17 protein-coding genes are annotated in these 21,521 nt (G+C 67.1%); 12 read left to right on the top strand and 5 right to left on the bottom strand.

Features of this window, described 5'->3' with window-relative positions; translation table 11 throughout:
- Positions 1 to 31: 31 nt before the first annotated feature.
- The gene (glpK, locus tag AB0280_RS03305; RefSeq protein ID WP_366366191.1) at positions 32 to 1,546 is read left to right on the top strand and encodes a glycerol kinase GlpK; all 1,515 of its coding nucleotides are present in this window, start codon (positions 32 to 34) and stop codon (positions 1,544 to 1,546) included.
- Positions 1,547 to 1,662: 116 nt separating this feature from the next.
- Here the strand turns inward: glpK and AB0280_RS03300 are convergent, their stop codons facing one another.
- On the bottom strand, positions 1,663 to 3,180 hold the full coding sequence (locus AB0280_RS03300) for an FAD-dependent oxidoreductase (RefSeq protein ID WP_366366190.1): 1,518 nt from the start codon (positions 3,178 to 3,180) through the stop codon (positions 1,663 to 1,665).
- Positions 3,181 to 3,468: 288 nt separating this feature from the next.
- Between AB0280_RS03300 and leuS the strand changes: the two genes are divergently transcribed.
- The 7 genes from leuS to holA all read left to right on the top strand — a co-directional run bounded on the left by leuS (position 3,469) and on the right by holA (position 13,281).
- Entirely contained in the window at positions 3,469 to 5,994 is a 2,526-nt protein-coding gene (leuS, locus tag AB0280_RS03295) for a leucine--tRNA ligase (protein ID WP_366366189.1), read from the top strand.
- 87 nt (positions 5,995 to 6,081) lie between these two features.
- Positions 6,082 to 7,068 carry a DegV family protein gene (locus AB0280_RS03290; protein WP_366366188.1) on the top strand — a complete coding sequence of 329 codons (987 nt, stop codon included), beginning with the start codon at positions 6,082 to 6,084 and terminating at the stop codon, positions 7,066 to 7,068.
- A 161-nt stretch (positions 7,069 to 7,229) separates the two neighbouring features.
- Complete coding sequence (locus AB0280_RS03285) at positions 7,230 to 8,297, top strand: hypothetical protein (protein WP_366366187.1); 1,068 nt, start codon at positions 7,230 to 7,232, stop codon at positions 8,295 to 8,297.
- A 180-nt stretch (positions 8,298 to 8,477) separates the two neighbouring features.
- A complete protein-coding gene (locus AB0280_RS03280) occupies positions 8,478 to 8,915 on the top strand; it encodes a hypothetical protein (protein ID WP_366366186.1) in 438 nt (145 codons plus the stop codon).
- Positions 8,916 to 9,111: 196 nt separating this feature from the next.
- Positions 9,112 to 10,077, top strand: a complete 966-nt coding sequence (locus AB0280_RS03275) for a ComEA family DNA-binding protein (protein WP_224026134.1) — start codon at positions 9,112 to 9,114, stop codon at positions 10,075 to 10,077.
- A gap of 394 nt (positions 10,078 to 10,471) precedes the next feature.
- Positions 10,472 to 12,331 (top strand): ComEC/Rec2 family competence protein, encoded by a 1,860-nt coding sequence (locus AB0280_RS03270; RefSeq protein WP_366366185.1) that lies wholly within the window; start codon positions 10,472 to 10,474, stop codon positions 12,329 to 12,331.
- The gene (gene holA, locus AB0280_RS03265) at positions 12,265 to 13,281 is read left to right on the top strand and encodes a DNA polymerase III subunit delta (protein ID WP_366366184.1); all 1,017 of its coding nucleotides are present in this window, start codon (positions 12,265 to 12,267) and stop codon (positions 13,279 to 13,281) included. The genes AB0280_RS03270 and holA overlap by 67 nt, the downstream gene beginning before the upstream one ends.
- Before the next feature lie 133 nt (positions 13,282 to 13,414).
- Here the strand turns inward: holA and rpsT are convergent, their stop codons facing one another.
- Both rpsT and AB0280_RS03255 read right to left on the bottom strand, forming a co-directional pair.
- Positions 13,415 to 13,675 carry a 30S ribosomal protein S20 gene (rpsT, locus tag AB0280_RS03260; protein WP_018761400.1) on the bottom strand — a complete coding sequence of 87 codons (261 nt, stop codon included), beginning with the start codon at positions 13,673 to 13,675 and terminating at the stop codon, positions 13,415 to 13,417.
- A gap of 169 nt (positions 13,676 to 13,844) precedes the next feature.
- Positions 13,845 to 14,393, bottom strand: coding sequence for a type II toxin-antitoxin system PemK/MazF family toxin (locus AB0280_RS03255; protein WP_366366183.1), 549 nt, complete (start codon positions 14,391 to 14,393; stop codon positions 13,845 to 13,847).
- 173 nt (positions 14,394 to 14,566) lie between these two features.
- On the opposite strand from AB0280_RS03255, the gene lepA reads away from it, so the two are divergent.
- Entirely contained in the window at positions 14,567 to 16,423 is a 1,857-nt protein-coding gene (gene lepA, locus AB0280_RS03250) for a translation elongation factor 4 (RefSeq protein WP_043454334.1), read from the top strand.
- Between the two features lie 25 nt (positions 16,424 to 16,448).
- Complete coding sequence (gene hemW, locus AB0280_RS03245; protein ID WP_366366182.1) at positions 16,449 to 17,678, top strand: radical SAM family heme chaperone HemW; 1,230 nt, start codon at positions 16,449 to 16,451, stop codon at positions 17,676 to 17,678.
- A gap of 59 nt (positions 17,679 to 17,737) precedes the next feature.
- Here hemW and AB0280_RS03240 read toward each other — a convergent pair whose 3' ends face one another.
- Both AB0280_RS03240 and AB0280_RS03235 read right to left on the bottom strand, forming a co-directional pair.
- Positions 17,738 to 18,148, bottom strand: a complete 411-nt coding sequence (locus AB0280_RS03240) for a DUF4870 domain-containing protein (protein ID WP_366366181.1) — start codon at positions 18,146 to 18,148, stop codon at positions 17,738 to 17,740.
- Positions 18,149 to 18,267: 119 nt separating this feature from the next.
- Positions 18,268 to 19,119: a DUF3097 domain-containing protein gene (locus AB0280_RS03235; RefSeq protein WP_159631939.1), complete on the bottom strand. Its 852-nt coding sequence runs from the start codon at positions 19,117 to 19,119 to the stop codon at positions 18,268 to 18,270.
- A gap of 171 nt (positions 19,120 to 19,290) precedes the next feature.
- Between AB0280_RS03235 and hrcA the strand changes: the two genes are divergently transcribed.
- On the top strand, positions 19,291 to 20,304 hold the full coding sequence (gene hrcA / locus AB0280_RS03230) for a heat-inducible transcriptional repressor HrcA (protein WP_366366180.1): 1,014 nt from the start codon (positions 19,291 to 19,293) through the stop codon (positions 20,302 to 20,304).
- Between the two features lie 88 nt (positions 20,305 to 20,392).
- Positions 20,393 to 21,520 (top strand): molecular chaperone DnaJ, encoded by a 1,128-nt coding sequence (gene dnaJ / locus AB0280_RS03225; RefSeq protein WP_366366179.1) that lies wholly within the window; start codon positions 20,393 to 20,395, stop codon positions 21,518 to 21,520.
- The last annotated feature ends 1 nt before the right edge of the window (position 21,521 follow it).

Here is a 21,521-nt window from a genome sequence, read left to right as displayed (position 1 = left end):
CCAGTTCGAACAACAAGACAAGGACGTCATTATGAACCAGTACGTAATCGCCATTGACCAGGGCACCACCAGCACCCGCGCCATCATCTTCGACCACAGCGGCGCGATCGTCTCTTCCGGCCAGATGGAACACGAGCAGATCTTCCCGCAGGCCGGCTGGGTGGAGCACGATGCCGCGGAGATTTGGAACAACACCCGTGAGGTCATCGGTTCGGCCCTGTCAAAGGCGAACCTGACGCGGCACGATATTGCCGCCGTCGGCATCACCAACCAGCGCGAAACCGCCGTGGTGTGGGACAAGACCACGGGCAAGCCGGTCTACAACGCCATCGTGTGGCAGGACACCCGCACCCAGGACATCGTGGACCAGCTGGCCAAGGACGGCGGGGCAGACCGCTTTAAACAGAAGGTGGGCCTGCCCCTGGCCACCTACTTCTCCGGCACCAAGATCAAGTGGATCCTGGACAACGTTGACGGCGCCAGGGAAAAGGCAGAGGCCGGGGACCTGGTCTTCGGCAACACCGACGCGTGGGTCCTGTGGAACCTGACCGGCGGTGTCGACGGCGGCGTCCACGTCACCGACGTCACCAACGCGTCCCGCACCCTGTTCATGGATCTGGAATCCCTGCAGTGGGACGACGAGATCCTCGGCATCTTGGGCGTACCGCGCAGCATGATGCCTGAGATCAAGTCCTCCTCCGAGGTGTACGGCACCGTGCACAGCTCCCAGCTGCTCCGCGAGACACCGGTTGCGGGCATCCTGGGCGACCAGCAGGCCGCAACCTTCGGCCAGGCCGCTTTTGACGCCGGCGAAGCGAAGAACACTTACGGCACGGGCTGCTTCCTGATCTTCAACACAGGCGAGGAAATCGTCCACTCGAAGAACGGGCTCCTCACCACGGTGGGCTACAAGCTGGGCGACGCCAAACCGCACTATGCCCTGGAAGGGTCCATCGCCGTCACCGGTTCACTGGTCCAGTGGCTGCGTGACAACCTGGGCATGATCAGCAGCGCCCCCGAGGTGGAAACCCTTGCCGCGTCGGTCAAGGATAACGGCGGCGTGTATATCGTCCCGGCGTTCTCCGGCCTGTTCGCCCCGTACTGGCGCTCCGATGCGCGGGGTGCGATTGTGGGCCTGACCCGGTTCGTCAACAAGAACCACATCGCCCGCGCAGCGCTGGAGGCCACCGCGTTCCAGACCCGCGAGGTGCTGGACGCGGTCAACGCTGACTCGGGCGTGCCGCTGAGCGAGCTGAAGGTCGACGGCGGCATGGTTGCCAATGACGCCCTGATGCAGTTCCAGGCGGACATCCTTGGCGTCCCGGTCATCCGTCCCAAGGTCATTGAGACCACGGCGCTGGGGGCTGCCTACGCGGCAGGCCTGGCCGTCGGGTTCTGGAAGGACCTGGGCGAGTGCTCGGCCAACTGGTCCGAGGACAAGCGCTGGGAGCCGCAGATGGACAAGGCCGAACAGGAACGCCAGATGCGTCTCTGGAAGAAGGCCGTCACCAAGTCCATGGAGTGGGTGGACGAGGACGTCAGGTAACGTCCTTCACACCTCGGGGCCGCCCTGCCTGGAAAGGCAGGGCGGCCCCTGCCGTGTCCGGCGGACCTTTCCGGGATTTGTGCCAGGCCGGGTTCGGCCGGCAGCGTGCGGGCACGTCACGGCGCAGGGCGCCCCGGCAGGTCCTCGGTGGCCGGCCCCTGGATGACTTTGCCGTCCACATCGAAGCGGGAGCCATGGCAGGGGCAGTCCCACGTGCGGTCTTCCCGGTTGAATCCGACAGTGCAGCCAAGATGGGTGCAGGTCGCGGACACCGCGTGGACCTGTCCTGCAGGATCCCGGTAGCACGCGGTGCTGGTCCCGTCCGTTTCAATGACAGTGCCGTCGCCGGGAGCAAGGTCCGCTGTCCGGCGTGCGGCCTTTTGCCGGGGAACGGTGTCCCCGGGCGCTGCTGGTGGCCCTGGGGCCGTGGCGGCCCGCGACGTCGCACGGTTGGTGTCAAACAGGGCCGCCCACTCATTGGGCGTGCCGTTGAGCAGATCCGCCAGCATCAGCGCCGCGGCCGTACCGTTGGTCAGGCCCCACTTACGCAGGCCCGTGATGACGAACGCGTGCCGGCTGTCCGGGTTCAGGGGCCCGGCGTAGGGCACGCCGTCGAGGGGCAGCGCGTCCTGGGTGGACCAACGGTAGGCCACGCCGCCGGCCCCGAACTGGACGCGCGCATAACGGGCCAGGCTCGCCTGGCGCGGTGCCGGGTCTACCTGCGTGCCCGCGGGATGGCCCTCGCCGCCCGTCAGCAGGTACGTCACCCCGTTGAGGCGGACCGTCAGCAGCGAACGCATGGGCTCATCCGCGCTGATGAAGGTGGCGTCCAGGGGAGGGGTATCGATCGGCGCGGCGACGATGTAGGAGCGGTGCGGCCGGCAGAGTGCTTCGAATCGGCCGTGGTCGGCGAAGGGAACATTCGTGGCCACAATCGCATCCCGGGCGAGCACGGTGCCGTCGGCGGCGGCCACCGTGACGGGACGGCCCTCGCGCAGCTCCAGTGCACGGGTGCGTTCGAAGACGAAGCTGCCGTTTCCGTCCACCCGTCCGGCGAGCCCCTGGAGGTACTGGACGGCATGGATCTGGGCCTGGCCGTCAAACCGTACGGCACCGGCTACGGGAAACGGCAGGGGAACGTCGACGGTGAACGTTGACGGAAGGCCGAGGTCCGCCGCAAGCCCGGCTTCGGCCCGCACCTGTGGCAGCGCGTCAGGGCCTGCGGCAAAGGTGTAGTTGGCGACCCGGCGGAAACCGCAGGAAATGTTCTCAGCGTCCACCACCGCACCGATGTACTCCACCGCCGCCTGGTTCGCCAATCCATAGCTCCTGGCCGCTGCAACGCCGTGACTGCGCTGCAGGTCCGTGTAGGCGAGGCGGTGCAGTGAGGTCACCTTGCCGGTGGTGTGGCCAGTGACGCCCGTGCCGATCCGGCCGGCCTCCAGGACTGCCACCGAGTGTCCCGAACGTTTCAGGGCCAGTGCTGCGGTCAGCCCGGCGATGCCTCCGCCGATGACTGCCACGTCCACTTCCACGGTGCCATGAAGTTGCGGGAAATCGGTGGCGCCGGCGGTTGCCAGCCACAGGGAGAGGGGCTGTCCTTCAGCAGGCCCGGCGGTGGTTTCCTCTGACATGGTGTGCCGCCTCCCAACGTTGTGGGACGATCATGCGCACTTGCCCCGGCCAATGCAAAGGGCCGTTCGGCCTGGCTGAGGCGGGGGACGTGCCGGTGCGCTAAAGTAGATCCATGCGTGCGATCCTTCTGCTTAGTTAGCCGCCGGCTCCGATTATCGGACAGCTGAGCGGCAGCCCCTCCATGGAGAGGGGCTTTTGTGTGTCCGGGGCATGGCGCCGGGCCGGCAGCAGGAGGATCAGGCCGTTATGGCAGCACAGATGCCGTAACAGAACAGAAGAGGGCAGCAGTGGGCGTTCAGCCGGAGACAGAGACCGGAACAGCAACAACAGTATCGGCGGAGCCTGAAGAGGGCACCTACAGTTTCGCCGCCATGGAGGCCAAATGGCCCCAGGTGTGGGACGACCTCAAGGTCTTCACCCCGGTGGACGACGGGTCGCGGGAGCGCCGCTACGTGCTTGACATGTTCCCGTACCCGTCCGGCGACCTGCACATGGGCCATGCCGAGGCGTTCGCCATGGGCGACGTGGTAGCCCGCTACCTGCGGCAGAAGGGCTTCGACGTCCTGCATCCCATCGGCTGGGACTCCTTTGGCCTGCCTGCGGAGAACGCTGCCATCAAGCGCAACGCCCACCCCAGCGAGTGGACGTACGCCAACATCGACACCCAGGCAGCCTCCTTCAAGCGGTACGCCATCTCCGCCGACTGGTCGCGCCGCCTGCACACTTCCGATCCCGGGTACTACCGCTGGACGCAGTGGCTGTTCAAGCGCTTCTACGAGCGTGGCCTGGCATACCGGAAGAACTCCCCGGTCAACTGGTGCCCCAAGGACCAGACCGTCCTGGCCAACGAGCAGGTTGTCAACGGCGCCTGCGAGCGCTGCGGCACCACCGTCACCAAGAAGTCCCTGAACCAGTGGTACTTCAAGATCACCGACTACGCGGACCGCCTGCTGGATGACATGGACGAGCTCCGCGGCCATTGGCCCGAACGCGTCCTGGCCATGCAGAAGAACTGGATCGGCCGCTCCGAGGGTGCGCACGTGAACTTCGTGATCGAGGCCGATGGCGGCAGGCCCGCCAAGGACGTCACGGTCTTCACCACCCGCCCGGACACCCTGTACGGGGCAACGTTCTTCGTGGTCGCTGCGGACGCGCCGCTCGCCGTCGAACTTGTCACGGACGAACACGCCGCGGCCCTGGACGAATACCGTGAACGGGTCAAGGCACTCTCGGAAATCGAACGCCAGTCGACGGAACGCGAGAAGACCGGCGTCTTCACCGGCCGCTACGCCATCAACCCGCTGAACGGGGAGAAGCTGCCCGTGTGGGCCGCCGACTACGTCCTGGCGGACTACGGTACGGGCGCCATCATGGCCGTCCCGGCCCACGACCAGCGCGACCTCGACTTCGCCAAGACCTTCGACCTGCCGGTCCGCGCTGTCCTGGACACCGGCGAAGAAGACCCGGCCGTCTCCGGCACCGCGACAGCGGGCGAGGGCACCCTGATCAACTCCGGCGCGCTGGACGGCCTGCCCAAGGCTGAGGCCATTCCTGCCGCCATTGCCATGCTGGAACAGCAGGGTACCGGCGAGAAGTTCGTGAACTTCCGGCTCCGCGACTGGCTGCTGAGCCGCCAGCGCTTCTGGGGCACCCCCATCCCCATCATCCACTGCCCGTCCTGCGGTGAAGTCCCCGTGCCCGATGAGCAGCTGCCCGTTACCCTGCCCGCGGACCTCCGTGGTGAGGACCTTGCACCGAAGGGCACCTCGCCGCTGGCTGCGGCGGAGTCCTGGGTCAATGTGGAATGCCCCACCTGCCACGGGCCCGCCAAGCGGGACACCGACACCATGGACACGTTCGTGGACTCGTCCTGGTACTTCCTGCGCTTCGTCTCCCCGCATTACACCGAGGGGCCCTTCGATCCGCAGAAGATCAATGACTGGATGCCGGTGGGCCAGTACGTGGGCGGCGTGGAGCACGCCATCCTCCACCTGCTCTACGCACGCTTCTTCACCAAGGTCATCCACGACCTCGGCATGATCGATGCCGACGAACCGTTCAGTGCGCTGCTGAACCAGGGCCAGGTGCTCAACGGCGGCAAGGCCATGAGCAAATCCCTGGGCAACGGCGTTGACCTCGGCGAGCAGTTGGACAAATACGGCGTGGACGCTGTCCGCCTGACCATGGTGTTCGCGTCCCCGCCCGAGGACGACGTGGACTGGGCCGACGTGTCGCCGTCCGGTTCCGCCAAGTTCCTGGCCAGGGCCTGGCGCCTGGCACAGGACGTCACCAGTGAACCTGGAGTGGATGCCGCCGCCGGAGACCGCGGGCTGCGTTCGGTAACGCACCGCACCATCGCCGATGCCGCCGAACTGCTGGACGCCAACAAGTTCAACGTGGTGGTGGCCAAGCTCATGGAGCTGGTCAACGCCACCCGCAAGGCGATCGACTCCGGTGCGGGCGCAGCGGATCCCGCAGTCCGCGAGGCCGCGGATGCGGTTGCCGTAATCCTCAGCCTGTTCGCGCCGTACACCGCAGAGGACATGTGGAACCTGCTGGGCCACCCTGCATCGGTTGCCAACGCCGGCTGGCCGTCCCACGACCCCGCCCTGCTGGTCCAGGACACGGTCACCGCCGTCGTCCAGGTCCAGGGCAAGGTCCGCGACCGGCTGGAGGTGTCCCCGGACGTCTCCGAAGACGAGCTGCGCGAACTGGCACTGGCGTCGGAGAACGTCCAGCGCGCAATGGACGGCCGGGGCATCCGCACGGTGATCGTCCGGGCGCCTAAGCTGGTCAACATCGTTCCGGCCTAGTTGCTGCACCCGCAGTGATGCACCGGCCGCCGGAAACTTTCCGGCGGCCGGTGCCGGTTGAGCCGGACAGCGTCTCCAGGAGGCCCCTTGCCCGACAGTAACGCCGCCGCCTGGCCTTGGGTCCGTGCCCGGCTGTCGGGCCTCCGTCCTGCGGCCCGGCCGGGAACACGGCGTCCGGGTGCCAGCCCTGTCGCCCGCACCGCCGTCGTCACGGACTCTGCTGCTGCCCTGCCTGCGGACTACGTTGCCGGACTGCCGCGGGACGGGATCCTGACGGTGACTCCGATGCCTGTCATGGTCGGCGCTGAAATCTACGGTGAGGGCGAAGACGACATCCTGGAGACCATCGCCGTGGCCCTGGCCGCCGGGACGCCGGTCAAGACGTCCAGGCCTTCACCCGGGCAGTTTGAGCAGGCCTACCGGGCCGCTGAACTCCGGGGATACGAAGCGATCGTTTCGGTCCACATCTCGGGCGGACTTTCCGGCACCGCGGACGCCGCGCGCCTGGCTGCGGCCAGGGTGGGGATTCCTGTGGACGTGGTGGACACGGGAACCGTGGGCATGGCGCAGGGCATGGCCGTACGGGCAGCGGTGGAAGCAGCATCAGCCGGCGGTGACCGGTCCGCGGTGGCCGGCGCGGCAACGGCCCAGGCAGCACGCACCAAGGTCTTCTTCTACGTGCCCACCCTTGAGCAGTTGCGCCGCGGCGGGCGGATCGGGGCGGCGGCGTCGCTCCTGGGGACCATGCTCGCCATCAAACCAATTCTGGCGGTCGACGGCGGCAGGATAGTTCCGCTGGAAAAGGTGCGCTCAGGTGCCAGGGCTGTGGCCCGGCTTGAGGAAATCGTCGTGGCGGAGGCGGAGGCGCATCCCGGCGACTCCGTGGTCCTGGCCGTCCACCACTTCGGCAATCCTGAGGAAGCGGAGAGCCTGGCTGTGCGGCTGGAGGCGGCCCTTCCACAGTGCCCACCGGCCCAGATCAGTTCCCTTCCTGCCGTCCTGGCAGCGCACGCCGGCCTTGGGGTCCTTGCGGTGATTGTTGGCAGGACCACCGGCTCCCACCTGCCAGGGTAAGCCCTGGCAGGTGGGGGCCCGCAGGCCTCCACGCAGGCTGAGCGCCCGCAGGTCTTTCGCCGGGTCCTTGGCCTCTGGTGGGAGTTCACCGGGATCCGTAGCGTTCGCATCAGCGTCGCCGTTTCGGTTCGGGACGGCAGTTTGGGGGCCGGAGGACCAGCATGCGTGTTCACGGAATTCGCACTTTCCGGGCCGTCCTTGCGCTCCCGGCCCTACTGGCTCTCGTCCTGGCCGGGTGCGGACAGGAAAGCCGCCAGCCATCGCCCACCCAAGCCCCGTCAAGCGGATCGCCGAACCCGGCCTGCGACCTGATCACGCCTGCCATCGCTGCCAAGGTCGATCCCGGCCTGGTCCAGATGGGGCAAAACGGGAAACCGGCGGGAAGCCCGGCCTATCTGTGCAGCTACATGAGCAAGTACGAGAAGGTCCTTGCGCTCTCCGTCTCGCTCATCTCGCCCGCATCGGCCGCCGACATCACCGACGCGAAAAAGGCCCCCGACTGCTCTGTGGTGGATGGCATTGGGGACTTCGCCTGCATGCAGTGGACGGGATGGTTCCGCGGCGAGCCCGGCGGGGCATCGGCGAACACCGTGCTTAAGGCCGTCAAGGGCCAGGAATCCCTTGACCTCCGCATCGTGGCAATGCCGCCCATCGCAGCAGGAACCCCGGTACCGGACGGCAACGTGTCCGCACACGCCCTGGCGCAGGCGGTTGTCGAGGCCGGGTGGGGCAACGGCACTGAACTTCGGGTTCCGCCGGCGCCATCTACCGGTCCGCAGACGTCCACAAACAGCCCCGTATGCGCCCTGGTCAGTGCTGATGCCCTCAAGCAGGCCTTTGGTACCACCACCCAGGCGCAGGTTCTCCCGGGGGAGGGCAGCTGCCGGTACCGCTTTGGCGCGTTGGGCACACCCGGTCCGGACTCGCTCGTGTTCGCCATCGAACTCCACGAAGGCGGCGCGTCCCTGCTGTCCGGCATTTTGCCGCCGCATGGACAAAACATCCAGGGCGTTGGCGACAAAGCAACGCTCATTATCAGCTCAAATCCGGGCGGACCGAAGTCCCTCAGGCCGGAAAGCAGCGTTCCGGTCACCTCCATGACCTTGATGGTGGCACGCGGCAACAACATGGCAATCTTCACCGCACAGCTCCTGATTTCACCGCAGGGGCCCACCGAAGAGCAGATCAAGGAACAGTTCGTCACGCTGGTCAAGGGCATCGACTTCTAAGCCAGCCTGTGCCTGTTGCGCCAACAAACTCCAGGGCTGTACACGTAGGAGGGGATCCGGATGGCCAGGGAAGCCAGCTCCGTGCAAAAGCCCACGTGCGCGGGTCGGTTCCGAAGCGTTGGAGTGCTAACCGCTGCGCTGTTGATCCTCACCGCATGCGGGTCCGGCCAGCCAGCTGACATGGCCATGGCACGCAAGTCGTACGCGTTGATGACCCAGCCACCTGCGTCCGGGTCGTCCCCTCTGGGTCCCACCGAACCAGCAGAATGCGACGTATTCCACAGGTCGTGGCAGCACGAGGCACAGCTGGACCTCTCCATGGGCTTTGCGCTGGGGGAAGTGTCCAACCTTGGCGATCATGGAGTCGGCATGATCCTCTTCGATGTGCGAAGCGCGCCCCGGGACACCCTCGCCAAAGCCGACTTTGATTACAGCCAGGAGCTGATGGCTCGCTGCGCCACGTTCGACCAGACAGTGACCGGCGCCACCGCACCCCAGAAGCTCACCATTCAACTTCTTCCCGGTCCGGACATCGGCGAGAAGTCCTACGCGACCAGGCAATCCTCTAACGGCAACATCACCGGCGTCGGGTTCCGCGTCCTTGCCGGAACAGTGTAGCTCGACATGGGCTCCAACACCGGGATGGCGATAAGCGAGGAAGAGGCCCTTAGCGTGATGACGCAGATTGCGAAGGAGTTTATCGACGCGGCAAGGAACCAGTAGCCGCCACTGCCGGACTTGTACGGCGTGCGCAGCTTTCCACATAGCGGCCTTGAGTGTGTCGCGCAGCGGGGGAGGTTCCTAGGGTGGAGCTATGTCACGCCGGGATGCTGGAGCAGCACGTCAGCAGGCCCGGCATGCGAGGGACCGGCTGCAGGCCACCCTGGGGGACGCGCCCCCCGGGCTCCTGGAGGACGGGCCCGGCCCCGGCGGTTTCGAGTACAGCGGCCCCGGCGAAACAGGCACGGTAACGGGCGGATCCGAAACCGGCAGGGGCCCTGAGGGCGGATCCGGGAGCTGTTCCGGCGGTGTGCCGTCGCTCCGGTGGCGGGTGGGACTGCGGGTTGCCCTGCTGCTGGGTGTCCTGGCAGTGGCTGCGGGAGCCTGGTTCTGGTGGCAGGCCGGGGCGGCATCCCCGGAGGTCCTGCCCCTGAGCGGCGCCAGTTCCGGCGGCAAGGCCCCGGGCAGCGGAGGAGCCGCCGCGGACAGCACTACGCCGGTGGATCAAGACGGTGGGGGACCTGGCGGCGGGGAATCCGGGCGCGGCCCGGGGCAGCCCGCGTCCGGCGGCCTTGTAGTGGTGCACGTGGCCGGGGCTGTAGCCGCGCCCGGTGTCATCAGGCTCCAGCAGGGCAGCCGGGTTGATGACGCCATTGCTGCCGCGGGCGGGGCTGCCCCGGACGCGGACGTGAACCGACTCAACCTTGCCCTGGCGGTGGAGGACGGGCAGAAGATCTATGTCCCGCGGCAAGGGGAGCCGGCGTCCTCCGCAGCCGAATCCTCCGGTTCCGGGGGAACGGGCCCGGGTGGCATGGACCCGGGCGGCGTTGGGTCCACCGGCACCGGCCAGGCAGGAGGGGCAGCCGGCGGGAAGATCAACCTCAATACCGCCGGCGCCGCGGAACTGGACACGCTGCCAAAGGTCGGGCCGGTACTCGCTCAGCGGATCGTGGATTGGCGAAAAGACCATGGACCTTTCAAAAGCGTCGAGGAACTGGACGCGGTGGATGGCGTCGGACCGAAGATGCTCGAGGCCCTGCTGCCCCTGGTGACGGTCTAAGGCATCCCGGATGGCGACGGAAAGGGGCAGGCCAGGCAGGGCCGACGGCCCGCAAAGGCGGGAAGGCCCCGCCGGGGGAGAGGGAGCCACGAGCCCTTGGAGCCGGTTCGTGGAATCCGCGGTTCAGGGGCCCGGCCGAAGGCCAAACACCGGGGCTCCCGCACGGACGGTGCACCCATCGACAACGCAACCGTCCGGATCCTGTTCGCGTCCCGGAGCAGTCCCACCGTCGGTGGGACGGGCACGCCTGCAACCGCCAGGTCTGCCCGCACGCCGCCGTTGCGGCGCCCTGAAACGCCTGACCCCGAAACGCCTGGCCCCAAAAGGCCGAACCCCGAAGGGCCGCGCCCTGAAAGCCGGGGCTCTGACCTGCCGGGCGCTGACCTTTGGGGACATGAAAGGGTATTGGGCGCAGTGCCTGGGCCGCGTTCGCCGGCGGCTGGTTGAAAGCGGCCACGAGCGGGAGGAAAGCGACTCCGGCTCAGTAGGACCGGGACGCCGCACGGACCTCCGGCTTGCCCTCCCCGCAGTTTCGGTGTGGGCTGCCTCGGTAGCGGGGCTCTGGCTGCCGCCCCCGTGGCTGGCTACTGTGTGCTGCGCGCTTGCGGCAGTTGGCGGCCTTTTCCTGGCCCGTGCCGCGAAGGGAGGACGGAGGGGAAGCCTGCGTGCCGCCGCCCGCGGTTCGGGGCCGGGATGGAGGCTCGGTGTCCGGGGCCGAAGCTTTCGGGCAGCATTGGGCGTCTCCCTGATGCTGGCCGCCGCGGCGGCAGCCCATTCCGCGACCTCCTCAAGCCAGCGGTCCGAGGGGCCGCTCGCTGAGGCCATCGCGGGCGGAAAGTCGGCCGTCGTCATTGTCGAGGTAGCCGGAAACCCGCGGGCCCTGGCCGGACCCGGAGGGGCGGCGGAGAGGTGGTCGGTCCCGGTGTGGACGCAGGAAGTGACAACGGGTGGCATCCTGGTTCGCACCCGCGCCCGGCTCGTGGTGATGGGCGGGCAGGGGTGGGGCGGCGTGGTGCCGGGGCAGACGCTGCGCGCTGCCGGCAAGCTGCGGCCGGCAGACCCCGGTGGGCAGGAGGCGGGAAACCTGGCCGCATCGACGGCTCCAGGCAAGCCCTCGGGTGGCTCACTGCTGGAAGAGTCAGCCAGGGAGCTCCGCGGGCGATTCGTTTCCGCCTCGGCTTTCCTCGAACCGGATGCCCGCGGGCTCCTCCCCGGGATGGTCACCGGTGACACCAGTGCGCTGGATGAGGGGTTGAACAACGCCATGAAGGCCGTTGGCATGACGCACCTGACGGCAGTCAGCGGGGCAAACTGCAGCCTGGTGCTGGGGGCGCTGCTGCTGCTGTGCCGGTGGTTCCGGATGCCGCGTGCCCCTGCCGCAGCTGCGGCCCTTGGCGGCCTGGCCCTGTTCGTGGTCCTGGTAGGGCCTGATGCCAGCGTTCTGCGGGCAGCGCTGATGGGAGCCATCGGCATCGCCTCGCTGGCGGGTGGACGTTCAGGGCGTGGACTGAGCTTCCTTTGCCTGGCTGTCCTGGGGCTGCTGTTGGCGGATCCAGCCCTTGGCACGAGTTTTGGCTTCCTGCTTTCTGTCCTGGCCACACTGGGAATCGTTCTTATAGGCCGGCGGATCATCAGCTGGATTCCCGCGGCGGTCCCACGGTGGCTCGCTGCCGCGGTAGCGGTTCCGTTGTCCGCCCAGCTGCTGTGCGGGCCCGTCATCGTGCTTCTGCAGCCCCAGTTTTCAACCTATTCCCTGGCAGCCAATGTCGTCGCCTCGCCCCTGGTGGCTCCCGTGACCCTGCTGGGAACAGCAGCGGTGCCCCTGGTGGTCGTCCTGCCGTGGGCCGCCGCAGCGCTGATAGCCGTTGCCGGGACTTTCAGCGGGGGCGTCGCGGCTGCGGCAAGGACCGCGGCCCAGCTGCCGGGGTCCGCGCTCCCATGGCCGGAAGGGGTGCCCGGGATGCTGTCCATGGTGCTGCTGTCGGTCCTGTCGCTGGCTTGCGTCGGGGCGGCGGCAAGGCCGGTCCGCCTCATCCGGTGGGTCCGGTCGGCGCACGCAGGAACTGTCGTATTCCTGGAGTTGCTGGAGTCGCGCCTGCATCGCTTCCGGGGTGTCCGCAGCTTGGACCCCGGGCACAGACGTGGCAGGCTGGGATCCTGCAATAAAACCTCCGGAAGGAACTGTCGATGGCCGCTGCGCAAAAGCGATCACCCCGCTCCCCGGCGTCGAACACAGCCTCCTGGCGGGACGTAACCCCGGCCCGGATCGTACTGGTGAGCGGTCCCGAAGAGTACCTGGGTATCAGGGCGATGGACAGGATCCGGTCCCAGGTCAGGGCGGCCGGGCCGGACGTGGAGGTCAGCCGCATCAACGCGGCGGCATATGAGGCCGGCACCCTGACCATGCAGGTGAGTCCATCTCTCTTTGGCGAGAGCAAGCTGATCGAGGTGGAGGCTGTGGAAGGGATGAATGACGCCTTCCTTGCCGATGCCCTCGGCTACCTGCAGCACCCGGAGGAGGACGCCGTCGTCGTGCTGCGCCACGCAGGCGGGGTCCGCGGCAAGAAGCTCCTCGACGCCGTCAGGAAAGGGGGCTGGCCGGTAGTGGAGTGCCAGCCGCTGAAGAAGGACGCGGACAAGGTCCAGTTCGTCGCCGCGGAATTCAAGGCGGCCGGACGCCGGATCAACCAGGACGCCGTGCAGGCCCTGGTGAATGCCGTGGGAGCAGATCTGTCAGAACTCGCTGCCGCCTGCTCCCAGCTGATCGCCGATGCAGGGAGCACGGTCACCACTGACACCGTCGACAAGTATTACGGCGGACGGGTCGAAGCCACCGCGTTCAAGGTGGCCGACGCCGCCATGGCCGGAAACGCCCCCCTTGCACTGTCGACGCTGCGCCACGCCCTCGCCACCGGTGCTGATCCGGTACCGCTGGTCGCTGCACTTGCCTCCAAGCTGCGGACGGTGGCGCGGGTGGCGGGCGCCTCAGGGCCGTCCGCGCAGATCGCTGCGGAATTGGGCATGCAGCCGTGGCTGGTGGAGCAGGCGCAGCGCGACGTGCGGCGCTGGACCCCTGAAGGCCTGGTGCGGTCCATCCAGGCCACGGCGGAAGCCGACGCGCAGGTCAAAGGCTTGTCCCGGGATCCGGTGTACGCCGTGGAGCACGCCGTCACCGTGATTGCCATGTCCGTCCAGGGCAGATAGACCCCCGCAGCGCCCAGCAGGCCCGGACGCTCCTGGCGTCGAGCTGCCGCGGCTCGCGGACTGCCGGCTTAAAGGCGTGTGGCCGGCACCCGAGGGTACCGGCCACACCATCAGTTCGTGGGAACTGGAAACCTTAGAGTGCGTTGACCTTCTTGGAGATCGCCGACTTACGGTTCGCTGCGTTGTTCTTGTGCAGAACACCCTTGCTGACAGCCTTGTCCAGCTTACGGCTGGCAGAAACGAGCGCAGTAGTAGCAGCTTCCTTGTCAGCGGACTCAACAGCGGTGTTGACGGCGCGGATGGCCGTCTTCAGCTCGGACTTGACTGCGTTGTTGCGCAGGCGGGCCTTCTCGTTGGTCAGGATGCGCTTCTTCTGGGACTTGATATTCGCCACGTGTGAACTCTCTTTGTAATGCGGAAATGGTCTAGAGGGCTTTCAGGCTGGCCTTGACTGAGCGGCGTGGGGATACCTATGGCGGCCAACCATCAGTGACCGTCGACCTGCACGGACACACAGCAATAAAGACTAGCAGGTCAGCGGCGGCTCTGGCCATTTCAGCGGGTCAGGCCCAGCCGTGTCGCCGCCGAAGCCCGGACGCCACCTTCTCGAACCGCGCCTTGTCCAATACCGCGCCTTCGCGCCGGATGCTGTCCGGGCGGATCTGCAGGATCCGGTCCAGCCGCACCTCACTTGCCCGGCCCTGCCTGTCCCAACCCCCGGAGCCGAGATCCACGTAGTCCCCGGACGACGTCCCGGCAGGAACCCTGTCCCTGCTGGTCAGCATGAGCCCCAGGAGGAAGGGGCCGTTGTGCCCCACCAGCAGCACGGGCCGGTCCTTCCCCTTGCCGTGATCCTCCTCATAGGGCACCCAGGCCCACACCACCTCGCCCGGATCGGGGTCGCCGTCGGGCTGCGGAGCGTAGCGGACAGAGGCGCGGCCACGGTAATCGCCGGGATAGGCCGCCGCTTCGCCGGGAACACCTTGGCCGTCGGCGCGCCGATTGCCGCCGGGGCGCTGGTCCTGGACCGGCCGCGGGGCGATGGACCGTTTCTGCAGCATGCGCAGGCCGCGGCGGACGGCGTTTCCCAGGGAGCGGAGATCTATGGCCATCCCGACAGCCTATCGGCGGGGCTGCCGTTGAAACAGCGTGCATGGGCCAGCCAGGATGCGGTGGCGGGGTCGCGGACGTGGGACACTGGACGTTGAAGATGTGCGGCTGGACCGCAGGCGCCTTTCGCGTGCCTGGCGGATGGCTGCAGAAAAGCCAACAGTAAGGACCCTGCGTGTCTCCCATGGCCCGCACCGCACCGGTGCCCGCCGCGACAGATCCGGCAATTATTCGGAACTTTTGCATCATCGCGCATATCGACCACGGCAAGTCCACCCTGGCTGACCGTATGCTGCAGTCCACCGGGGTGGTCCAGGCGCGCGACATGAAGGCCCAGTACCTGGACCGCATGGACATCGAGCGCGAACGCGGCATCACCATCAAGTCCCAGGCCGTCCGCATGCCGTGGGAGGTGGACGGTGTCAGTTACGCGCTGAACATGATCGACACCCCGGGGCACGTGGACTTCACTTATGAGGTCTCCAGGTCACTGGCCGCCTGCGAGGGCGCAATCCTGCTGGTGGACGCAGCCCAGGGCATTGAGGCCCAGACGCTCGCGAACCTGTACCTGGCGATGGAGAACAACCTCGCCATCATCCCGGTCCTGAACAAAATCGACCTGCCGGCGGCGCAGCCTGAAAAGTACGCCGCCGAGCTCGCCAGCCTGATCGGCGGCGACCCCGAGGATGTGCTGCGGGTGTCCGGCAAGACCGGCGTTGGCGTGGAAGCCCTCCTGGACAAGATCGTCCGCGACCTCCCGGCGCCAAAGGGCGACCCCGACGCGCCGGCCCGTGCCATGATCTTCGACTCGGTCTACGACACCTACCGCGGCGTGGTGACCTATGTGCGCGTGGTGGACGGGATGCTCCACCCGCGTGAACGCATCCAGATGATGTCCACCAGGGCCTCGCACGAACTCCTGGAAATCGGCGTCAGCTCCCCGGAACCCACACCCTCCAAGGGCCTCGGTGTTGGCGAAGTGGGCTACCTGATCACCGGTGTGAAGGACGTCCGCCAGTCCAAAGTGGGCGACACCGTCACCAACCTGGCCAAGCCGGCCGCCGAGTCCCTGCCCGGCTACGCCGATGCCAAACCCATGGTGTTCTCGGGCCTGTACCCGCTGGACGGCGCTGACTACCCGGTGCTGCGCGACGCCCTCGAAAAGCTCATGCTCAACGACGCCGCACTGGTGTACGAACCGGAGACCTCCGCTGCGCTGGGCTTCGGCTTCCGCGTGGGTTTCCTGGGCCTGCTGCACCTTGAGATCACCCGCGAACGCCTGGAACGCGAATACAACCTGGACCTCATCTCCACGGCACCCAACGTGGAATACGAGGTGACCCTGGAGGATAAGAAGGTAGTCCGCGTGACCAACCCCAGCGAGTACCCCACGGGCAAAATCGCCGAGGTCCGCGAACCGATGGTCTCGGCGACCATCCTGGCCCCCAACGAATTCGTCGGCGCCATCATGGAACTGTGCCAGTCCCGCCGCGGCGTGATGGGCGGCATGGACTATCTCTCCGAGGACCGGGTGGAAATCCGCTACCGGCTGCCGCTGGCGGAAATCGTCTTCGACTTCTTCGACATCCTGAAGTCAAAGACCCGTGGCTACGGCTCCCTGGACTGGAAGGCCGACGGCGAGCAGGTTGCCGACCTGGTGAAGGTGGACATCATGCTCCAGGGCGAGCAAGTGGACGCTTTCAGCGCCATCACCCACCGGGACAAGGCCTACGCCTACGGCGTGATGATGACCGGAAAGCTCCGCGAACTCATCCCGCGGCAACAGTTCGAGGTGCCCATCCAGGCGGCCATCGGATCCAGGATCATCGCCCGCGAAAGCATCCGGGCCATCCGCAAGGACGTGCTGGCCAAGTGCTACGGCGGTGACATCTCACGAAAGCGCAAGCTGCTGGAAAAGCAAAAAGAAGGCAAGAAGCGCATGAAGATGGTGGGAACGGTGGAGGTACCGCAGGAAGCGTTCATCGCGGCCCTCACCACCGACGAATCAAAGGACAAGGCCAAGAAGAAGTGACCACTGCGCAGCAGGGGACCCGCTGATGCCCAGCGTTCTTCCCCTCGGCGACCCGGCGCCGTCGGACGGTCTGCTGCCTGCACAGGCGGCGGACGGTGCGGCGGCCCGGGCCTTTGGCCTGTACGTCCACATCCCGTTCTGCGCCGTGCGCTGCGGGTACTGCGATTTCAACACCTACACCGCCACGGAACTGGGCGGCGGCGCGTCACAGGATGCCTACGCCCAAACCGCCGTGTCGGAAGTGTCCCTGGCCGGCACCGTGATGGCACGGTCAGGGCTGCCGGAGCGGAAGCTCGGCACTGTCTTTTTCGGCGGCGGCACGCCCACCCTGCTGCCGGCAGATGACCTCGCCCTGATCCTTCGCGCTGCCATTGACCAGTGGGGCATCGAGGACGGAGCCGAGGTCACCACCGAAGCCAACCCCGATTCGGTCACCCCCGAATCCCTCGCCGTCCTCAAGGAGGCGGGCTTCACCAGGATTTCCTTCGGCATGCAGTCCGCCGTCCCGCACGTGCTCAAGGTCCTGGACCGCACCCACACGCCCAGCCGCGTTCCGCAGGTGGTGCAGTGGGCGCGGGAGGCCGGGCTGGATGTCAGCCTGGACCTGATTTACGGCACGCCGGGGGAGTCGCTGGCGGACTGGCGCCACTCCCTGGAGACGGCACTCTCCTACCAGCCGGACCACATCAGCGCCTACGCCCTGATTGTCGAGGACGGGACCAAGCTGGCCGCGCAGATGCGCCGCGGCGAGGTGCCGGGAATTGACGACGACGACCACGCCGACAAGTACGAACTCGCCGACCAGCTCATCACCGAAGCCGGGCTCGGCTGGTATGAGGTCAGCAACTGGGCGCGGAGCCCGGAGCACGCGTGCCGCCACAACCTGGCCTACTGGCGTGGCGACGACTGGTGGGGCATCGGCCCCGGCGCGCACTCTCACGTGGGCGGGGTGCGCTGGTGGAACGTGAAGCACCCATCCGCTTATGCGAACCGCCTGTCCCAGGGCCTGTCGCCTGCGGCGGGCAGGGAGACCCTGGGTGCCGAAACCAGGAACCTGGAGCGGGTGATGCTGGAGGCGCGCCTGCAGTCAGGGCTTGAAGTCTCCACTCTTAGCGCAGCCGGACGGCATCAAGTGGCCGGCCTCATCGCGGACGGCCTGGTGGAACCTGCCGCTGCCTTCCAGGGCCGCCTGGTCCTCACGCTCAAGGGCAGGCTCCTGGCAGACGCGGTAGTCCGCCGTATCCTGCCCGACTGACTGGGCCCACGCCCGTCGGGTCCTCCCCGCGGGGCCGGTGGCCCCGCGGGGAGGCGCGGCTACTTAATCCAGCGCAGGTTGAACTGGTAACGGTGCGGCTGGCCCTTGTTGACGTGGATCCCTGCTGCCACGGAGAAGCAGGTGAGCGCCACCCAGATCAGGGTGGCGATGACCGCGAAGATGTTTCCCACATAAGGTATGAACACCAGGATGTTGGCCAGCACGGCGGCGATGGTGGGCGGCAGGCTGAAGTTCAACGCTTCTTTGGATTCCTGCGCGGTGAACGGGCCGCGGTCACGGAAGATCAGGTAGATCAGCAGCGAGGGGACGCACCCCAGTATCCCGCCGAAATGCGCGAGCGTGGCCCATTGGCGGTCTTCGCTGGCCGTGAGCGGCAGCGCATTGGCGGGGACGCCATGGTACTCGGAACGGCCCTGGCCGTCCCTGTGATCACGTGCGTTTTCTGCCACAGTCTGTTCCTTCGGAGGTGCAAGTGGTGCTGACTTCATGTACGGGCGCGGTGTGCAGCGGCCTTCGGAAAAGGCGCTGCACTACCAAGAATACTGGCTCCCGGGCCGGGGCCCGGCCTTCAGGGGACGGTGAGGAAGTCGATGACTTCCTCAACCCGCCCCAGCAGCGACGCTTCCAGGTCCGCATAGGTACGGACCGCGCCCAGCAGTTTCTGCCACCCCAGCCCGATGTCCTCCTTGGTGGCGTGCGGCCAGCCAAAGGCCTTCAGAATTCCAGTCTTCCAATCCTGTCCGCGCGGCACGGCAGGCCATTTGTCGATCCCGAGGACCGCGGGCCGGATTGCCTGCCAGACGTCCACATAGGGATGGCCCACGATCAGGACATTTCCGGCCGCGCCGGGGGATGCCATGACGGCGTCGGCTATCCGGGACTCTTTGGAGTCAGGGACGAGGTGGTCAACGAGCACGCCGAGGCGACGGCCCGGCCCCGGTTTGAAGGCGGCAACTGCAGCGGTGAGGTCGTCAATGCCGTGCAGGGGTTCGACGACGATGCCTTCCACCCGAAGGTCGTCTCCCCAGACCTTTTCCACCAGTTCGGCGTCGTGCTTGCCTTCCACCCAGATTCGGCTTGCCTTGGCGACCTGGGCCCGCTGGCCGGCGACCCGGACGGAGCCTGAGGCTGTCCTGCCGGCGGCGGGGCCGGAGGCTGCCGGCCGGGCGGCGGGAGGCATCAGCCGGATGGGGCGGCCCTCAAGGAGGAAACCGAAGCCGAGCTTGAAGGACCGGGACTTCCCTCGGCGGTCCTCCAGCGCCACGACGTGCATGCCGCCGGACTTTTCCACCCGGGTGACGGCGCCTACCCAGCCCGACTGGACATCCTCGAGCACCATGCCCCGCTCCACCGGCACCTCGGGCAATTCCGCCTTGGCCGGGGCGGAAATGCCGCGGGGCCCCCAGTTTTGGTAATCCATGGATTCAATCCGCCTAGCGCTAGGTCCTCCGCACCGGAATTTCGCCCGGAGCGGTACCAATGCTAACAACGGGCCGAGGCATAATAGACTGTTAGCACTTAGGCATGTCGAGTGCTAACACTGGTGGCACCTGGCGGGGTATGCGCCCCGGACCATGGATGGAGGTGGAGAGTGAGCGAGCCACGCAAACTGGAAGTGCTGCGGGCCATCGTGGAGGACTACGTCCACTCCCGCGAACCGGTCGGGTCAAAGGCATTGGTCGAACGGCATCATCTTGGCGTTTCCAGCGCAACCATCCGCAATGACATGGCGGCCCTTGAAGACGAGGGATTGATCACGGCCCCGCACACCAGTGCAGGCCGGATTCCCACGGACAAGGGCTACCGGCTCTTTGTCGACCAGATCTCGGCAGTCAAGCCCCTGTCGGCAGCGGAGCGCCGGGCCATCCAGTCCCTCCTGGAAGGCGCAGACGACCTCGACGACGCCCTGGACCGCACCGTCCGGCTGCTGTCGCAGCTGACCAACCAGGTGGCTGTGGTCCAGTATCCGCACCTCAGCAAGGCACTGGTGCGCCACATCGAGTTCGTGCTCCTGGCCCCCCGCAAGGTGCTGGTGGTGCTGATTGCGAACAGCGGCAAGGTGGAGCAGCGGGTCATCGACGTCGGCCAGGACCTTGGCGACGACGCCCTGGCCGCGCTCCGCACCCGCTTCCTTGCCGCACTGGCCGGAACTCCGCTCAGCCAGCTGGCCAAGGCGCTCCCCGCCGTCGTGGCCGGCACCGCGCACGGCCAGCGCCAGGCCGCGCACGCCCTGGCACTTGGCCTCGAGGGGCTGGCGCAAAACACCAGGGAGGACCGGATGGTCATGGCCGGAACGGCGAACCTGGCCAGGTCCAACGTGGATTTCCCCCTCAGCATCGGCCCCGTGCTCGAGGCACTGGAGGAACAGGTGGTGATGCTGCGGCTGTTGAGCGAAATGGCCCAGGACCACCGGGGAGTGGCTGTCAGTATCGGAAGGGAAAACCCTTATGACGGCCTTGCCGAAGCCTCCGTGGTGGCCACCGGCTACGGCCCGGACAGCGCCGCGAAGGTAGGGATCCTCGGCCCAACCAGGATGGACTATCCCACCACCATGGCCGCCGTCAGGGCTGTGGCCCGCTACCTTTCCAGGATTTTGGGGCCCTGACTCTTCGCCGCCGGAGCCTTTTCCGGACCGGAACACAGAGCGGGGCCGCCCAAACTGAACGCAGTACAACAAGGAAGAGATACGAACTTTGAGCAGCCACTATGACGTCCTTGGAGTCTCACCCGAAGCTACGGGCGAAGAGATCAAAAAGGCCTACCGCAAACTGGCCCGCAGCCTTCACCCGGATGTAAACCCCGGTGCGGACGCTTCAGAACGCTTCAAGGCAGTAACTCACGCCTACGAGGTCCTTTCCGACCCCCAAAAGCGGAGGATCTACGACACCACAGGCAACGAGAACGGCACGGACAACGGCTTCGGCGGTGCCGGTTACGCGGGCCAGGGCTTCGCTTTCCAGGACATCTTCGACACCTTCTTCGGCGCCGGTGGCACCTCCGGCCCGGCTTCCCGCGTCCGCCGCGGCCAGGACGCCCTTATCAGCGTCCGGATCGACCTTCGCGACGCCGTGTTCGGCGTGAACAAGAAGCTCGAAGTGGATACTGCCGTGGTCTGCCCCACCTGTGACGGATCCTGCTGCCGGCCCGGCACCCACCCCGAGCGCTGCGACATCTGCGGCGGCAGCGGCCAGGTCCAGCGGGCCGTGCGTTCCATCCTGGGCCAGGTCATGACGGCCGCCCCCTGCGGCACCTGCGAAGGTTTCGGCACGGTCATCAAGGATCCCTGTAACGAGTGCAGCGGCCAGGGCCGTATCCGCAGCCGGCGGTCGCTGACCATCAAGGTTCCCGCTGGTGTGGCCACCGGAACCCGGATCCAGCTCGCCGGGCAGGGCGAAGCCGGACCTGCAGGCGGACCGACCGGTGACCTGTACGTGGAAATCCGCGTCAACAATGACGCCACCTACGTGCGGGAAGGCGATGACCTCCACGCCACCCTGCACATCCCCATGACGGCGGCTGCACTGGGCACGGACGTCAGCCTGGAAACGTTCGACGGTACCCAGGACATCGACGTCAAGCCCGGAACACAGTCCGGCGAGATCATCACCCTGCGTGGCCTGGGTGTCACGCACCTGCGGGGATACGGCCGCGGGGACCTGAAGGTCCACCTCCAGGTGGACACTCCGGCCAAGCTCGACCCGGCACAGGAGGACCTCCTCCGGCAGCTCGCCAAGCTCCGCGGCGAACAGATCACCGAGGGCAAGCTCGCCGCCAGCGGCGGCATGTTCGCCAAGCTCCGGGACCGGCTCGGTAACCTGTAGC

The sequence above is a fragment of the Pseudarthrobacter sp. 902506025 genome, assembly GCF_040702325.1.
Lineage (GTDB): Bacteria > Actinomycetota > Actinomycetes > Actinomycetales > Micrococcaceae > Arthrobacter.
Note: the sequence above shows the minus strand (reverse complement) of the source record. Positions and strands in the feature narration are given on the sequence as shown.

Excerpts from the sequence above, each read along its gene's own strand:
- glpK (WP_366366191.1), top strand. The coding sequence starts at position 32 with ATGAACCAGTACGTAATCGCCATTGACCAGGGCACCACCAGCACCCGC.
- AB0280_RS03300 (WP_366366190.1), bottom strand. The coding sequence starts at position 3,180 with ATGTCAGAGGAAACCACCGCCGGGCCTGCTGAAGGACAGCCCCTCTCC.
- AB0280_RS03285 (WP_366366187.1), top strand. The coding sequence starts at position 7,230 with ATGCGTGTTCACGGAATTCGCACTTTCCGGGCCGTCCTTGCGCTCCCG.
- AB0280_RS03280 (WP_366366186.1), top strand. The coding sequence starts at position 8,478 with ATGGCCATGGCACGCAAGTCGTACGCGTTGATGACCCAGCCACCTGCG.
- AB0280_RS03275 (WP_224026134.1), top strand. The coding sequence starts at position 9,112 with ATGTCACGCCGGGATGCTGGAGCAGCACGTCAGCAGGCCCGGCATGCG.
- AB0280_RS03270 (WP_366366185.1), top strand. The coding sequence starts at position 10,472 with ATGAAAGGGTATTGGGCGCAGTGCCTGGGCCGCGTTCGCCGGCGGCTG.
- holA (WP_366366184.1), top strand. The coding sequence starts at position 12,265 with ATGGCCGCTGCGCAAAAGCGATCACCCCGCTCCCCGGCGTCGAACACA.
- AB0280_RS03255 (WP_366366183.1), bottom strand. The coding sequence starts at position 14,393 with ATGGCCATAGATCTCCGCTCCCTGGGAAACGCCGTCCGCCGCGGCCTG.
- hemW (WP_366366182.1), top strand. The coding sequence starts at position 16,449 with ATGCCCAGCGTTCTTCCCCTCGGCGACCCGGCGCCGTCGGACGGTCTG.
- AB0280_RS03235 (WP_159631939.1), bottom strand. The coding sequence starts at position 19,119 with ATGGATTACCAAAACTGGGGGCCCCGCGGCATTTCCGCCCCGGCCAAG.